This window comes from Blautia acetigignens (assembly GCF_025566865.1).
GTDB classification, from domain to species: Bacteria; Bacillota; Clostridia; order Lachnospirales; family Lachnospiraceae; genus Blautia_A; species Blautia_A acetigignens.
Genome location: NZ_JAOQJM010000007.1, coordinates 46015 through 61360 on the forward strand (window position 1 = coordinate 46015; position 15346 = coordinate 61360).

General features: G+C 46.3%; 11 protein-coding genes. 3 read left to right on the forward strand and 8 right to left on the reverse strand.

Features of this window, described 5'->3' with window-relative positions:
- Positions 1-46: 46 nt before the first annotated feature.
- The 7 genes from OCV70_RS10160 to sdaAB form a co-directional block, all read right to left on the reverse strand.
- Complete coding sequence (locus OCV70_RS10160; protein WP_021925637.1) at positions 47-784, reverse strand: SDR family NAD(P)-dependent oxidoreductase; 738 nt, start codon at positions 782-784, stop codon at positions 47-49.
- Positions 785-801: 17 nt separating this feature from the next.
- Positions 802-2736 carry a thiamine pyrophosphate-binding protein gene (locus tag OCV70_RS10165; RefSeq protein WP_186900828.1) on the reverse strand — a complete coding sequence of 645 codons (1935 nt, stop codon included), beginning with the start codon at positions 2734-2736 and terminating at the stop codon, positions 802-804.
- 15 nt (positions 2737-2751) lie between these two features.
- Positions 2752-5400, reverse strand: coding sequence for a LicD family protein (locus OCV70_RS10170; RefSeq protein WP_262579677.1), 2649 nt, complete (start codon positions 5398-5400; stop codon positions 2752-2754).
- 2 nt (positions 5401-5402) lie between these two features.
- Positions 5403-6734, reverse strand: a complete 1332-nt coding sequence (locus tag OCV70_RS10175) for an adenylyltransferase/cytidyltransferase family protein (RefSeq protein ID WP_262579678.1) — start codon at positions 6732-6734, stop codon at positions 5403-5405.
- A gap of 32 nt (positions 6735-6766) precedes the next feature.
- Positions 6767-7990, reverse strand: a complete 1224-nt coding sequence (locus tag OCV70_RS10180; RefSeq protein WP_262579679.1) for an acyltransferase family protein — start codon at positions 7988-7990, stop codon at positions 6767-6769.
- A gap of 106 nt (positions 7991-8096) precedes the next feature.
- Positions 8097-8978 carry an L-serine ammonia-lyase, iron-sulfur-dependent, subunit alpha gene (gene sdaAA / locus OCV70_RS10185; protein ID WP_021925632.1) on the reverse strand — a complete coding sequence of 294 codons (882 nt, stop codon included), beginning with the start codon at positions 8976-8978 and terminating at the stop codon, positions 8097-8099.
- 88 nt (positions 8979-9066) lie between these two features.
- A complete protein-coding gene (gene sdaAB / locus OCV70_RS10190; RefSeq protein WP_117852923.1) occupies positions 9067-9726 on the reverse strand; it encodes an L-serine ammonia-lyase, iron-sulfur-dependent subunit beta in 660 nt (219 codons plus the stop codon).
- Positions 9727-10044: 318 nt separating this feature from the next.
- Here sdaAB and OCV70_RS10195 point away from each other — a divergent pair, with 318 nt between their 5' ends.
- The 3 genes from OCV70_RS10195 (at position 10045) to glgD (ending at position 12646) form a co-directional block, all read left to right on the forward strand.
- Complete coding sequence (locus OCV70_RS10195) at positions 10045-10275, forward strand: hypothetical protein (RefSeq protein ID WP_243000239.1); 231 nt, start codon at positions 10045-10047, stop codon at positions 10273-10275.
- A gap of 111 nt (positions 10276-10386) precedes the next feature.
- On the forward strand, positions 10387-11529 hold the full coding sequence (locus tag OCV70_RS10200; RefSeq protein WP_117852920.1) for a glucose-1-phosphate adenylyltransferase: 1143 nt from the start codon (positions 10387-10389) through the stop codon (positions 11527-11529).
- Position 11530: 1 nt separating this feature from the next.
- Entirely contained in the window at positions 11531-12646 is a 1116-nt protein-coding gene (gene glgD, locus OCV70_RS10205; protein WP_117852917.1) for a glucose-1-phosphate adenylyltransferase subunit GlgD, read from the forward strand.
- A gap of 111 nt (positions 12647-12757) precedes the next feature.
- Here glgD and OCV70_RS20165 read toward each other — a convergent pair whose 3' ends face one another.
- Entirely contained in the window at positions 12758-15184 is a 2427-nt protein-coding gene (locus tag OCV70_RS20165) for an HD domain-containing phosphohydrolase (protein ID WP_262579680.1), read from the reverse strand.
- Between the last annotated feature and the right edge of the window lie 162 nt (positions 15185-15346).

Sequence of the window (15346 nt, forward strand, 5' to 3'; positions counted from 1 at the left end):
CAAACGGCAATGGTGATACTTTATCACATCATTGTTTTAAAATCAATTAAAAATAGTCATATCCGCCATGAATATCTACGATGCTGCCGTTCATGTATCCATTTTTCAAAATTTCGTATGCCATATCTGCTACTTCGGAGATTTCGCCGAAGCGGTGGAGAGCAATTTTGCGGTTGATCCGCTCATAGCTTTCCGGGGTGCGGTTTTTGTGCCAGCTGGTTTCAATGAAGCCGGGGGCGATGGCGTTTACGCGGATCTGCTTGGGTTCCAGTTCTTTGACCAGGGATTTGGTAAGAAAATGGATGGCAGATTTGGTTACTCCGTAGACCAGAGAGGAGGAGTAAGCCTGCTGTCCGGCGTAGGAGCCTGTGAACAGGATACTGCCGCCTTCTCTTATGATGGGGCGGAGTTCTTTTACCAGAAATACAGGGACGGACAGGTTGGTGTTTACGATTTTGCTCCATTCTTCGAAGGTGTAGTCTTCGTATTTGGCATAGGTGCTGATGCCCACGTTATTTACCAGCCAGTCTACGTGGTCGGTTTCTTTTTTGATCCGGGTGACAAAGTTCATCATCTGATCATAGGAGGACATGTCGGCCTGGATCAGACGGAGTTTCTTCTGGTCAGCTTCGGACTGGGCATGGAGAAATTCTTCGGCTTGTTTCTGATTGTGCCCGAAGCTTACGTATAGAATATCATCGGCTCCCGAATTGGCCAGGATCTTCTCCGCGATCCCCCTGCCAATTCCGGATGTGCCGCCGGTGATTATGGTGACTTTACTCATGAAAGCGTGTCCTTTCTTTAAAGACTCATCAGTCTGTTATAAATCTCCTTTGGAATGTATGGCTGCTGGTTGTGGATGGGCTCCCCAAGGCAGGTTTTTGGGTAGGCGTAGGTTCCAGGCTCCAGAAGGATTTCAAGAAGGCGTGGGGCAATTGTGCTGCAGAAGAAACCGGCAGCATTATCCTTCACTGCTTCTGCTTCCATACAGGTACTGGTCAGACCGTATGCTCTGGCTACTTCTGCAAAGTTACAGGAAGAGAATCCGGTTCCTTCTGCAGTGTCTGCATATACCTGCTCAAAGTAGTCACGCTGCAGGTGGCGGATCATTCCAAGAGCGTGGTTGTTCATTACGATCATGGTAATAGGAAGATTCTCACGCTTCACCCATTCTAATTCCTGAATATTCATCTGGAATGCACCGTCTCCACAGATGCAGGCTACTGGCTTTCCAGTGGCGTAATGGGCGCCGATGGCTGCAGGAAGGGCATAGCCCATGGCACCATGTCCGCCGGAGAAAAGAAGCTTCTGGTTCTTCTGGTTGTGGAAGGACTGATAGCTCCATACCATGTGCTGTCCCACGTCAATTGCTACTGCGGAAGTGTCTGCAAGCAGATCACTTAAATCTGCGATCATACGGTTGGGATAACGTTCCGGAATTGCGTCGTCCACAGCTCTTAAAGAACTGCGGATGTCTGTACACACAGAAAGCCATTCTGTGAAATCAAGGTGTGCCAGATTCCAACTATGAATTTCTGCCTCACCAGTTCTGTTTATTGAAACGCCTGTTTCATTTCCTGTCCAACCAGCTAACATATGAATCACATCTGCTGCGTCCACGCAGAATTTCAGTTCGTTCGTTCCGTTTTCGTGAATGTTTCTCCGCAGATTATAAGAGTCAATATCCGCACGAATAATCTTCGCGCCTTTTGCAAACTCATGCACCTTGGTGCCAATCTGGCGGGTGCAGAGGGAAATGCCAAGACAGATCAGAAGGTCACTTTTGGCATTGGCGATCATGTTGGCGTAGCGGTGGCCGTAAGCGCCGCCGATACAGCCGAAGTTCAGCGGATCGTCCCAGGATAGTGCGGACATTTCCAGCACGCTTGTGATTACCGGGATCTTCCACTGGCGGGCAAGGGCAAACAGTTCTTCGCGAACTGCCTTGTCGCTGACGCCGTGGCCCAGCATGATTACCGGGCGCTTCGCTTCCTGAAGGGCACTGCGGATGGCAGCTGCGCATTCCTTCACATCAGCAGATACATTAAATAACGCAGTCTCTGCAATTCCGGAATTTTCGATTTTCGCCCCAGATTCCTTTGATCCTATTTTTTCTGAGCGCATATCCATCTGGCCCAGCTCTTCCATCTCTAATTTTTCCGAATTCACATCACCCAGGTTTATATTTTCCAGGCTCATCTCATAAACCGGGTTCTTCACATCCCCGCGCTGAATGTTCATGGGAAGGTCAATCAGTACGGGTCCCTTTCGTCCTGTATTCGCAATATGCCATGCTTTGTTCAGTTCTTTTACAATATCTTCATCCTCACGGATCTGCACTGCATATTTGGTCACAGGTCTGGTCATGGCCACAATGTCGATTTCCTGGAATCCCTGCTGCCTCAGCCCGGGGATTCCGGAGTATTCATAGGTGTTCAGCTGTCCGGTAAGAAAAATCACCGGAAGGGAATCAAAATATGCGTCTGCAATTCCAGAAATCAGATTCACTGCACCGGGTCCGCTGGTGGCATAAGCGCAGGCACATTTTTCTCCTGCCTGGGCATATCCGCAGGCAGCAAAAGAAGCGCCCTGCTCATTGTAGCTGGAATGACTTCTGGTATTGGGATTTTTCTCAATGGAATCTACCAGATGGGCGATCATGGTTCCCTGATATCCGAAGAAATCATGAATCCCTTTTCTCTGAAGAAATTCCACAATATAATCTGTTACTTTCATTTGGTCTGCCTTTCTTTATTTCCAGTATTTTTCCACTTTCTTTTTCAGCTTCACATTTCCGGTTTTCTCCAGCACATCCACAAAAATATGCTGCAGTTCCTCGTCCGGAACAAAAACCTCATCCGTTTCCATGCTCTTCACCGTTGCCTCTGTATACCGGGCAAACATCTTCTCAAGAGCCGGATAGTCTTTATTCTTATATAAATTAATGATACAATCTTTGTTTTCCAGGTATTCTTTCTCAAGAGCGATCTTGGACGCGCAGAATTTCACATAATCCCAGCTGCGGTCCAGATAGCTTTCTTTTCTGTTTTCCTGCTCCGCGGTCTGCGGCACCGTTTTTTCCAGGTGATTCTCCTTTGCGATCTTCAGATACTGACTATTTCCGGCCAGTTCCTTCACAAGCTGCTGCAGCTCCTCTGTGCTGCCATATCTGCCCAGCCAGTGATCCAGATATTCGGAAGCATCCAGAACCTTTGCGTATGCCGCAGCCCGTTTGCTGCCTTCCAGAAGATCTGCGAAAAAGATCCGGTAAAGCTCAATGTTCACATAACCTTTTCCGCCGCAGTCCACTGCTTTCTTATAATTGTCAAAGGCCGCATCTGTCTGGCCCTGTTTTCTTTTGATATCACCGATCAGCTTATATACCTGGGCACGTTTCTCCTTGCGGATCTGGCAGTCCTTGGCTTTCTCCGCCAGCCACTCCATATCACCAGTCTCTTTGGTAAAAATAAGATCTGTGCGAATCTGCGCTAGTTCTTTGGGATAGCCCAGACGCTCCCATGCTCTGGTCAGGGCAGCTCTGTAACGTTCCTTGCCCTTCTCCGCGCCAGACGCACCCCTTCCATCCTTCTGAATCTGTTCCATAATTTTCTCAGCCACGGCTTCCATCTCTGTATAGGTCTTCGCCGTGCTGACGCGAACCAGGTCATAGCACTCCTGAATCCGCAGATTTCCCGGCAAAAGCCTGCCCCAAAGCTCAATCAGCCTCTTTGCCCCGTCTTTTTGTCCTGCGTCCAGAAGCATCTGACAGGTATTGACGGTTTCCTTACAGTATGGTGTCAGGAACTGGTCCAGTTCATGCAGAACCACCTGATTGTCCGTGTGCTCACGGGCATCTGCGAAAATTTCCAGCGCATCCGCACATTTTCCCAGCATCCATTGCAGTTCCCCTTTGTATTTCAGGAAATATCCGTCCTCCGGGAAAATACGCAAGGCTTCATCCATATAAAGCTCCGCTTCCACCCGCTCAATTCCATTGCGGGCATGTTCCATAAGGAAGCGGCTCTTCAGTTTCATAAAGCCCGGAACCTTGGGATAGCGCTCCAAAAGCGGCTCCAGTGCATCCTCCGCCTCCTGGAAATGCCTGCACTCATAATCAGATACTGCTTTTTCAAAAATCTCCAGATTTGCCTTCAGCTGTGCCGCTTCCGGGGAGAGCGCACCTGTCTGTTCCCGAATCTCCAGCAGTCTTTTCGCTCTGCCGATCTGCTCCTTATACACAAGCGTAAGCACTGCCGCATAAAAATTCTCCGCACCAATCTCCATCAGCACAGGATGATAAAATTCATAAAGCCCTTTAAGAGCTTTTCGTCCAATAAACTCTTCGCTCAACTGTACCTTGTAATATTCCGAAAAAATTTCGCTTAATTTCTGGAAATCCGGCTGTTCCAGAAGGCTCTTTATGCTCTGTCCGCACTTCTGGATCTGGTTTTCCAGCGCCATTTTCGTGTCACTTCCCAGAATCTGAGCATTGTTCTCCCTCAGCTGATGTTCCTTTTTGGCACTGGACAAAACGTGTACTTTTTGTCCGGTACAGGATCTCAGAAGCTTTCCCTTGCGGATACCTGGCATATAATCCTTGCGAAACTCCTGATCTGACAAACCCTCTACCTCAGCCATTTCCTGGGATTCCGGCTTTTCATAATCTGAAAAACAGGACCATTCATCTCCATACCATTCTATGAGATACTGGCAGATCTGCCCCGGCACCATTACCGGAATGCCCTGGAAATCTTTTTCTTTTGCAGGAAAAAGCATATCCTTTTCCAAAAGGAAAGGAACCTCCCCTGAGCGCACCGCATAGCGCGGGCATTCTTCTGTTTCATGCACCTGCAAATTCTCTTCCAGCTTCTTCAGCACGCGGTCTTTCCCCGTAACCTGACAGGAAAGAAGCCCCCGTTTATAGGCAGCCCCGGAAATTTCCCATCGGTCGCCGTACACCTGCCCCGGGTCTGCAAGATCTGCATATACCATCAAATCGGCACAATATTTCTCATATTCTTCCTTATCCGCTGAAACAGGGTCCAGCAAAAACACATCAATGCGTTCTCCTGCACATCCGTTTCCCATAATCTGATGCCTGCGCAGGGCACAGCGGTCCGTAGATGCATATGCCGCACCAACACTGCCGAAGCTGCTGTCACTTTCCAGGCACAAAAGAGTGCGGTTTGCCTCAAGCACAGTTCCTGCCAGATTCATCAGCTTATGCCAGTCCTCTGCCGGCATATAAACAGTCACCGTATCGTCTCCCGGAAGGAAGCCGCCTCTTTGCATCACGCCAAGAGCCGTCTTTTCCGCAGTCACGTATTTCAGATCATTTTCCCTGCAGATCCGGGCAAACTCGCCCAAAAGCTGCAGCAGACGTTCCTGTTTCTCTGTCATTTTTATCCCCTCTGATTTATTATTTCCAGAATGTCCGCCAGCGTCTCAGATTCCTCATTAAAAAGGCGGGTACACTCTGTTCTCTCGTCACTAATCATAATCAGCAGTTCCTGCAGAAGGTACCGAAGCCCGTTGCCCTCAAAGTTAAAGCAGTATCGTTTCAGTCCCTTGCTGTCATCAATCTTCGCTTCGAAATATCCGGTGTTCCACCAGTCATTGGGAATGGTCACACGGCCTTTGGTACCGATCACCACAAACTCATCCTCCACATCTACTGTAGTACCGATTTCAATGGTGGCAAGGGCATCTGGATACCGCATGGTGATCATATCATAAATACAATTTCCCGCTTTATCCTTCACCACATTGGATTTTACTTCCAGATAATTTTTCCCAAGGATCTTGATGATCGCACACAATGGCTGCACCGCCGTCTCCGAAAAGCTTCTGCCGCCTTCAAAGTGATCCTGGGAAATGGAACATTTCACACTTACGATCTCACCCACAAGAGCACTGTGGGTCTGCCATACCAGCTGATTAAAGGCACGCAGATAAACCAGCGTAATCTTCTCAACCAGCAGCACCTTGTTCTTCGCAGCAAGGGCGAAAAGCTCCTTCAGCTTCTCCTTGTTCCCAGTCATAGGAGCATCGCTGATCACATGCTTTCCGCTCTCCAAAGCTTTCCTGATATAAAGCTCCCGCTTCGCCTGCTTTGTCTTAATGTATACAATATCTACCTGGGACAAAAAGCAGTCAAAGCCTGGCTCCCACTCGCTGGTCTGGGCTTCCACGCAGTAATAGGAATCCAGCTCGTATTTGTCGCAGAAGGACCTGGCCGCATCTTCATTCTCGGAAAAAACACATTCTACATGAAGACCGCTGACATATTTCGTCTCCCATACAATACCACTGTCCTCATCGTCATCTGTAACCACGCCTACCGTGTAGGTGCTTCCTTCGCCCCGAAGTTTGGTGCTGGAAATGTTCTTGGTCCGCTCCAGATACTTCACATCGCAGTAATCCTTCAGATAATCAAATTTGCCCCGCCAGTCAGAGCCGAGCACAAGCAGATCCACCTTGTACTTAATAATATCACTGAGCTTCTGTCCCTGATACTCTTCTATGATAATCTCGTCTGCAAAACCGGTGCGCCGCACGTTTTCAATTCTTTTCAGAAGACTGTCACGCACATTCAGCTTGCCGCGCTCAATGTCATAACTCTCGCTGGTTACGCCCACGATCAGATAATCGCCCAGCGCTTTGGCTCTTTTTAAAATATTATAATGGCCCTCGTGAAACAGATCAAAGGTTCCATAAGTGATCACTCGCTTCATAATATTCTCTCCTGTCAAAGAAAGACAATCCGTCAGGACTGTCCTTCTTCATGTTCTCCATGCTCTTCATACAATTCATGTTGCTCATACTCTTTATGTTCTTCACTGTCTTCTGCGTCCAGCATGGCGGCAAGCTCATCAATTGCCATTCGCCGTTCTGCAAGCTTTGCAAATTTATCTTCCTGATTTTTGTTGTCGTACTCATCTTCCAGTACTTCTTCGTCCTCCTCTTCTTTCTTTTCTCTTTTGAAAATAAGGAAGGTAAGCAGGCTGAGCACATTATTATACAGCCAGTTCACTGGCGGACATCCCAGAACCAGCACAAATATCAAGGAGACGCCAAGTAAAGCCCACACATTCAGCAACTGCGGAATATTCAGGAGCAGAAGCCCGTTCATCACGATCATGATCGGATAATGGAAAAAATAAATTCCCATTGTGTTCCTTCCTATAAAAATGAAAGGATGCTTCTTGTCCGGCATCAGTACCAGCAATGCGAAAATAATAATAAAGGAAATCAGGTACATCATTCCCCTTACTACCATTCCTTCCACATCGTCCATGCCGCTTCCCAGATAGGAATGATTTCCACGGAAAATGGCTACCGGAATATTGTTGCCGATCATGTAATTGGTGGCAACAAACAGAAGGATAAAAGCAAACAGCGGTATTACGATCTTGCCTTTAAACTTACGGATTGCCCTGGTGTATTCACTTTTCCACAAATAGCCCGCTGCAAAGAACGGGAAAAATACTACGATTCGGGACGCTGATAAAAAGGTACTGAACTCTGCCCTGGTTCCTGCCCACAGTGCAAAAACAATGCTGAGAGGCACAATAAAACGGATTCTGCCAAATGCCTCAATGGTGAGGCGGTAGGCAAACAGCGCCAGCACATACCACATAACGGTTCCGGATGGTCTGAGCAGCTCGAAATCCATGCGGTTTCCCAGCCAGATCTGTGACGCCCATGTGAGCGTGTAGCCCAGAATATAGGGAATCAGCAGGTTCTTCACGTTCTTTAATACGTCCTGCGGCTTCTTGGAAAGATATCCGGAAACAAAAATAAAAGCCGGCATGTGGAATATGGTGATTCCGTACCAGATGAAGCGGACGACTTCGTCCTCTTTCACCAGCTGGAACGCTATAATATGGTTAAAAACAACAAGAAATATCAGCAATATCTTTATATTATCTATCAGATACGAATATGGGATTTCCTGTTCCTTCGTATTTTCTTTCGAATTCTTTCTCATTTCCGTCACCCTGTAAAAATTTTATGAATAAAGGATAACATACTTTTGTAATTTTTGGAACAGTTTTTTAACATTTTGCAATATTTCCCTGTGTGCTTTCCCGGTTTTACTCCCCAAATACCTGCCCGTGCAGCATTTTTCCGGTTGGGGTGGCGGCAAGGCCGCCTTCGGCAGTTTCCTTCAGGGCGGCAGGCATAACATCTCCCACCTTTTTCATAGACCAGATTACTTCATCTGCCGGAATGGCACTTCGGATTCCTGCAAGGGCAAGCTCAGCTGCCACGAAAGCGCCAGCCACTCCGGAGGCGTTTCGCTTGATGCAGGGAATTTCCACAAGGCCTGCTACCGGGTCACATACAAGGCCCAGAATATTTTTCAGCGCTGTGGCAATTGCAGAACCGATCATGTCCGGGGCACCGCCAGCCAGTTCCACGATTGCAGCTGCCGCCATAGCGGAAGCAGAGCCGCACTCTGCCTGGCAGCCGCCCTGGGCTCCTGCAAGGGAAGCATTATTGGCGATTACCATTCCCACTGCGGATGCAGTAAAAAGGGACATGACGCATTCCCTCTCTGTAAGCTTGTACTGCTCCTGCATGGTCAGCACTGCTGCCGGCACGATTCCGCAGCTTCCGGCTGTAGGCGCCGCCACGATTCTTCCCATGGAAGCATTTAATTCCGATACTGCAAGGGCACGGTAGAGAGCGCCGCCAAGAAGAGGGCCGGTCAGGTTTTTCCCCTGTTCTACGGCAGTACGCATGCGGTAGGCATCGCCGCCGGTAAGTCCGCTGGTACTTTTCAGGTCCGGGGCGCTTCCTGGCTGGATGCAGGATGCCATAACCTGATAATTCTGCCGCATTTTTTCATATATTTCCTGCTCCGGCAGCTCCATCTGCTCTGCCTGCTGAGTAAGGACCAACTGGGACAGGCGGCAGTTATTTTCTTTAGCTGCATTTAACAGGGCTTCTATTGAATGGTAGTTTAATTCCACGATGAGGGTCTCCTTTTCATACGATTCCGCTTAAACCTTCTGCAAAATATGCTACAAAACAAACCATACAGATTGCAGAAATGATTATTTAAACGCGCTCAAGCAAAGTACTGGAATAAATATTTTCCAGCTGATTGATCTTCTCATTTAAGTCCGGGCCTAAGCAACTGTCGCTCTCGATGGTCATGACTGCCAGACCTCCCTTGGCTTCCCGCGCCAGATGGAAACTGCAGATATTGGCACCATATTCCGCCATGATCTCGGTCACGGCCGCAATGGTTCCAGGCGCATCTTTATGAAGAACGATCAGCGCCGGATTCTGCCCGGTAAGGGAAACCTCCATTCCATTCACTCGGGTGATCAGAATATTACCTCCGCCGATACTGCTGCCCCGCAAAGACACCTTTTCCCCGTCTTCGGCTGTCAGGGTGATTTCCGCCGTATTGGGGTGGGCATCTTCCAGTTCTCCGGTTTCAATCTGAATTTCCAGGCCTTCCCGCTTCGCTACATCCAGGGAAAAACGAATGCGCTCGTCATCGGTCTGCATCCCCAGGATTCCTGCCACCAGTGCCTTATCCGTTCCGTGTCCTTTATAGGTTTTCGCAAAGGAACCGTGCAAAAAGATATGCGCCTTCACCGGAGTTTTCCCAAGCAGAGCCCTGGTCACAAGACCAATTCTGGCTGCCCCTGCTGTGTGTGAGCTGGAAGGACCAATCATAACAGGACCTAAAATATCAAATACGTTCATAATATATCCTTTTCTGTTGTTTTTTATAAAACCTTATAGTTATAATTATAAATGAAATAATACTCCGGGACAAGGCATGATTTTACCTGAAATTCCTTCTGTTTTTACATTTTTTCACATTTCAACCGGATGATCGTTGTATTTCTCAAATTCTTTTTCCATTTGCTCCAGAATTCCATTTCAGTTCCAAAATATTCGTGGTAATTTCCCCCTGAGTATTTGCAGTATAATTTTTTTCTGATATACTGTTTTGTATCGGATCACATTCTTAGCTCGAAACAATAAACACCTAATCAGACCCGATAGGAGGATCAGAATATGGCAATCAACCCAATGAAATTACTGGAATTAAAAAATCTCTGGAGTGCCTTTACCAAACGACATCCCAAATTTCCTCAGTTTCTTTCAGCTGTACAGCAGGCCGGAATCCCGGAAGGAACTATAATCGAAGTACAAATCACCTCTCCTGACGGCAAAACCTTTACTTCCAACATGAAAGTAACCTCAGAAGATATAGATGCTGTGAAAAGTTTACAGAATTACCAATGAAAATTTAGCTAAATTTCATCTGATTTTTACGGTTTTTTTGCACAAAAAAATTGAATTTTTTGTGTAAAGATTGTATAATATATCTCAAAGAAATGAAAGTGAGGGTTCACCATGAAACAGAACAGTATGTTAGCAATGATTCTGGCTGGCGGCCGTGGCAGCCGTCTTCACGATCTTACCAACAAAGTGGCTAAACCGGCAGTTTCCTATGGCGGGAAATACCGTATCGTTGACTTTCCCCTCAGTAACTGCGCCAACAGCGGCATTGATGTAGTCGGCGTACTGACCCAGTATGAGTCAGTAGAACTGAACAGCTATGTTGCAGCAGGCAGACGTTGGGGACTGGATTCCAAGGACAGTGGCGTATATGTACTTCCGCCCCGTGAGAAAGCAGATGCCGGACTTGACGTATACCGCGGAACAGCCGACGCGATTTCCCAGAATATCGATTTTATAGATCAATACGCTCCAGAGTATCTTCTTGTTCTCTCCGGCGACCATATTTATAAAATGAACTATGACAAGATGCTTGCTTATCACAAAGAGAGACAGGCAGATGCTACAATTGCAGTTATTGAAGTTCCTCTTAAAGAAGCCAGCCGTTTCGGTATTATGAATACTGACGGCGAGACAGACCGTATCACAGAATTTGTTGAGAAACCACCTGTACCACAGAGCAATCTTGCTTCTATGGGTATTTATATTTTTAACTGGAAGCTTCTTCGCAGGCTTCTCCTTGCAGATATGAAGAATCCGGAGTCCAGCCATGACTTTGGTAAGGATATTATCCCTACTCTTCTTGGCGATGACAAGAGGCTTTTTGCTTACCGCTTCAAAGGCTACTGGAAGGATGTCGGAACTATTGATTCCCTCTGGGAGGCAAACATGGATCTTCTCAGCCCAGATAATGAGCTTGACTTAAGTGACCGTACATGGACTATCTATACAGAGGATGTAACTGCCCTTCCGCAGTATATCGGTACAGAAGCCAAGATTCAGAATGCATACATAACCCAGGGCTGTATCATTGAGGGTGAAGTTACCAATTCTGTTATCTTTACCGGCGCAAAGGTAAGGCCCGGTGCCAAAGTAATTGACAGTGTACTTATGCCAGGTGCTGTTGTGGAAGACGGCGCTGTTGTAGTACGCGCTCTTGTTGCCAACGGTATTACTGTAGGCAAGGGTGCTCTGGTAGGAAGTGCAGACAGCGAGCACATCGAGCTTATTGCGAAACGTGTAAAGGGGGCTGAATAATATGTATAAGGCATTTGGAATTGTAAACTCATCATCCAAAAATATCAGAGTAGAGGGACTTGAAGACTACCGTCCAATCGGAGCATTCTCCTTCCTGGGCAGATATCGTGTTATCGACTTCCCGATTTCCAATCTGAGCAACAGTGACATCGACCGTATCCAGATTTACGTACAGGAAAAACCTCGTACACTTGTTTCACACATTGGTACAGGCCGTCATTATAATATTAACTCCAAGAGCGGCAGACTGCAGATTCTTTTCTCTGATACTGCCAAGAGAAATGACATCTATAATACAGATATCGCAGCTTACTATGAGAACCTTGAATGCATTGAAGCAATGCATCATGAATATGTTGTCATTACACCGGATTATATGGTATACTCTGCTGATTTCTCCACACTGATCGCGCAGCACATTGATTCAGGCGCAGATATCACCTTACTGTATCATTCTGTTGACAACGCTAAGGAAGCTTACCTGAACTGTAATATCCTGAATCTGAACAAACAGAGGGGTGTTCTCTCCATTGAGCCAAACCACGGCAATGCCAAGAACCGTAATATCTTCATGGATACCTATATCATGAAGAAGGATCTGTTAGTAGATCTGATCAAAAAGGCAAGAGCCACTTCTTCAGCCTTTACATTGACAGATATTATCAATGAGCTTCACAATGATCTGGATGTCCGCGGAATTTCCCATCGTGGATTCTTCGCTTCCATCACCGATTTCCAGAGCTACTACGATGCAAATATGGATCTGATCAACATCAAAACTGCTCAGACACTGTTTGATTCAGAGTGGCCGATCTATACACGTACAAACGATTCCTGTCCGACTCATTATTATGGCACGGCAGAAATCCGCAATTCCGTTGTTTCCAATGGCTGCCAGGTTGAGGGAACTATTGAGAACTCTATTCTCGGTCGTGGCTGCATCATCCACAAGGGTGCTGTTATCAAAAACAGCGTTGTACTTGCAGGCGCAGAGATTGGAGAAGGCGTACATGTAGAGAACCAGGTTGTAGACAAGCTGGCTAAGATTCTTCATGTGAAAGAAGTTGTTTCTGACCCGGCACTTCCGGGATACATTAAAAGAGGCGACATAATCTAAATGAAATTCTGACATAATTTCCTCTTACATAACAAAAATTGCCAGAGTCATATATCTTATGACTCTGGCAATTTTTTATTCACATAATGAAGCCCCAAAACAGCTATTAAATCAGATTCGCACCTGATCAAGAAGCTCATCCACCTTTCCTGGACGGCATACGCCTGAAACATTAAGCTCCAGCTTCACGCCAGGCAGTTCCATAAATACCAGGGATTCTACATTTTTGCGGATATCTTCAAGAATTTCCTCAAATTTATCATTAGAAATATCTGAAAATACCATCACAAAATTGTCCCCTGAATATCTCAGTGCATCTCCGTTTTCTCCAACAGCATCATGGATTACGCCGGCAACTCTGCGAAGCACATCATCTCCAGTCTGGTGCCCGAAGTTCTCATTAATTCTCTTAAAGTCCTTTATATCTGCCATAGCAACCGCCGCAACAGCTTCCATTCTGCAAAGCTTCTCTGTGTAATAGAATTTATTATATATACCGGTCACCCGGTCAAGATACATATTTTCTTTATGAATACGAACAGAACTAAGGATCTCTTCCTTGGAATATCCCTGAGGAACAAAGGTGTCATCTATTTTAACCACTAGTTCCAGGCAGCACGGCTTCCCTTCAATTTCCACATACATGGACACAACCTGAAAAGCCTCATTGTCTGCCGCTTCGATTTTCATCTTACGCTCTTTCGTACGCACACAAGATGCTGAAATGCAATTACTGCAGCCCTCTTTACAGTTCCATACTGCATAACAGTCAAATTCTGTTTCCCATATTCTTCCATCCTTCTCTACATGAATCATTTTTCTGGTAATCGGATTCACATAGCGGACCAAATCAAAGGTAATCTGCAGATACTGAAGAAGAACCCAGGCCTCTTCTCCGGAAACCGTAAATCCCTGCGCCTTGAACCTGTCATAAAAATTAGAGAAAGCAGCACTGCGTCCATGCTTTATAGCAATGTCTTTTGCATCACTTACAACACTATAATCTGCATCAATATCTGTTAGCTTGCCAACCACGCCAGTATATTCATTATTCTCTTCAGAAGCCCATATTACCTTGCAGTCACAGCGGTAACGTTCCGGAGTCCTGCCATCAAGAAAACGGATATCGCTGACCACATGCGGCATCTCTCTGGTTGCCTCCCTGATTTTCTTTGTGAGGCGATTCAGAGAACCTTTCTCAATAAGTCCGCCAAGAGCATCATTGGACAGCGGAGAAAGTATCGGCTCCGTAATCCCGCTTCTTTTGGTCCCGGCTTTGTTCATATTCAGAATCGGTGGAGAAGCAGTGTATGTAAAGATAATATTATCAGAATTTTCTGCCAGAAAAGCAAGACTCTGTCTCTCATATTCTAACTGCTGAACAATTTTCTCAGAAGATTCCAGTTCAAAATCATGAAAACGATTCGCTATGTTCACCATATTTGTACCGTCATAGCGATGAGAATGGGATTTCAGGCTCATCTCCCGCTTCAGGGCACCGGAAATATCCAACAGGCACTCCAATAGAAGCGGATTAAATGCACCGCACTGTCCTGCCAGAATCATCTCAATCGCTTTCTCGTGGGAATAAGCCGCCTTGTAGCATCGTTCGCTGGTAAGCGCATCATACACATCAGCCAGAGAAACAGCCTGAGCAGAAATCGGTATTTCATCTTCCTTTAATCCATCCGGATAACCGCCGCCGTCATAACGCTCATGATGCCAGCGACAGATTTCATATGCTGTCTTCACAAGAGGTTCTTCCTTCTGTTCAAAAGGAAGCTGATCCAGCATATTGGCTCCGGCCATAGAATGCCCCTTCATAACAGCAAATTCTTCAGCAGTCAGTCTGCCCGGCTTGTTCAAAATCTCATCCGGAATGGTAATTTTACCAATATCATGAAGAGCAGATGCCGTACTGATCAGCCCGATTTGCTCTTTGCTGATAGCATAAGGGTTTTGTTCTTTCTGTACCAGATGTCGCAGAAGCATGTCTGTGATCACCTGAATGTGCAGAACATGAAGCCCGCTCTCGCCATTACGAAATTCTACAATATGAGAGAGAATGCTAACCATCAGCTTGCTGATCTTCTCTCTTTCGTAAATTTGATCCGTTACAATTCTTGTCATTCGGCGCTGCTTTGCTCCCAGCAAAATCGCATTGGCAGAACGCCGGCGAACCATATTTCCATCAAAGGGCTTGCCTATAAAGTCGGTCACTCCCAGATCATAGCCTCTCTTAATATATGCCGGCGAATCCTCTGCCGAAATAATAATTACCGGAATATAATCAATCCAGTGTTCCTTGTTCATATATGCAAGTACTTCAAAGCCGTCCATCTGAGGCATAACAAGATCCAGAAGCACCAGAGAAAGCTCTTCTGCGTGCTTCTGCAGATAATCTACCGCCTTAACACCATCATTAGCCTGCACAATATCATATTCATCTTCCAGAATTGCAGCCAGAAGATCTCGATTCATCTCAGAATCATCTGCAATAAGAATCTTCTTTCTTCGCTGTGTTACCATTTCACTCATGTATATATTCCTCTGCAGGTGTGGTTTACCCCCCCCCCCCCCGTTCTATTCTCAAATTTTACAGCATTTCATAATTCCGGATACTATCAGTTTCCGGCATCCTCGCCTCGTCCAACAGCTTCAGATAGATATTTTCAGTTTAACAGTCCACTATATTAATGT

Coding starts and splice junctions, on each gene's coding strand:
- OCV70_RS10160 (WP_021925637.1), bottom strand. CDS start 784: ATGAGTAAAGTCACCATAATCACCGGCGGCACATCCGGAATTGGCAGG.
- OCV70_RS10165 (WP_186900828.1), bottom strand. CDS start 2,736: ATGAAAGTAACAGATTATATTGTGGAATTTCTTCAGAGAAAAGGGATT.
- OCV70_RS10170 (WP_262579677.1), bottom strand. CDS start 5,400: ATGACAGAGAAACAGGAACGTCTGCTGCAGCTTTTGGGCGAGTTTGCC.
- OCV70_RS10175 (WP_262579678.1), bottom strand. CDS start 6,734: ATGAAGCGAGTGATCACTTATGGAACCTTTGATCTGTTTCACGAGGGC.
- OCV70_RS10180 (WP_262579679.1), bottom strand. CDS start 7,990: ATGAGAAAGAATTCGAAAGAAAATACGAAGGAACAGGAAATCCCATAT.
- sdaAB (WP_117852923.1), bottom strand. CDS start 9,726: ATGAACGTATTTGATATTTTAGGTCCTGTTATGATTGGTCCTTCCAGC.
- OCV70_RS10195 (WP_243000239.1), top strand. CDS start 10,045: ATGGCAATCAACCCAATGAAATTACTGGAATTAAAAAATCTCTGGAGT.
- OCV70_RS10200 (WP_117852920.1), top strand. CDS start 10,387: ATGAAACAGAACAGTATGTTAGCAATGATTCTGGCTGGCGGCCGTGGC.
- glgD (WP_117852917.1), top strand. CDS start 11,531: ATGTATAAGGCATTTGGAATTGTAAACTCATCATCCAAAAATATCAGA.
- OCV70_RS20165 (WP_262579680.1), bottom strand. CDS start 15,184: ATGAGTGAAATGGTAACACAGCGAAGAAAGAAGATTCTTATTGCAGAT.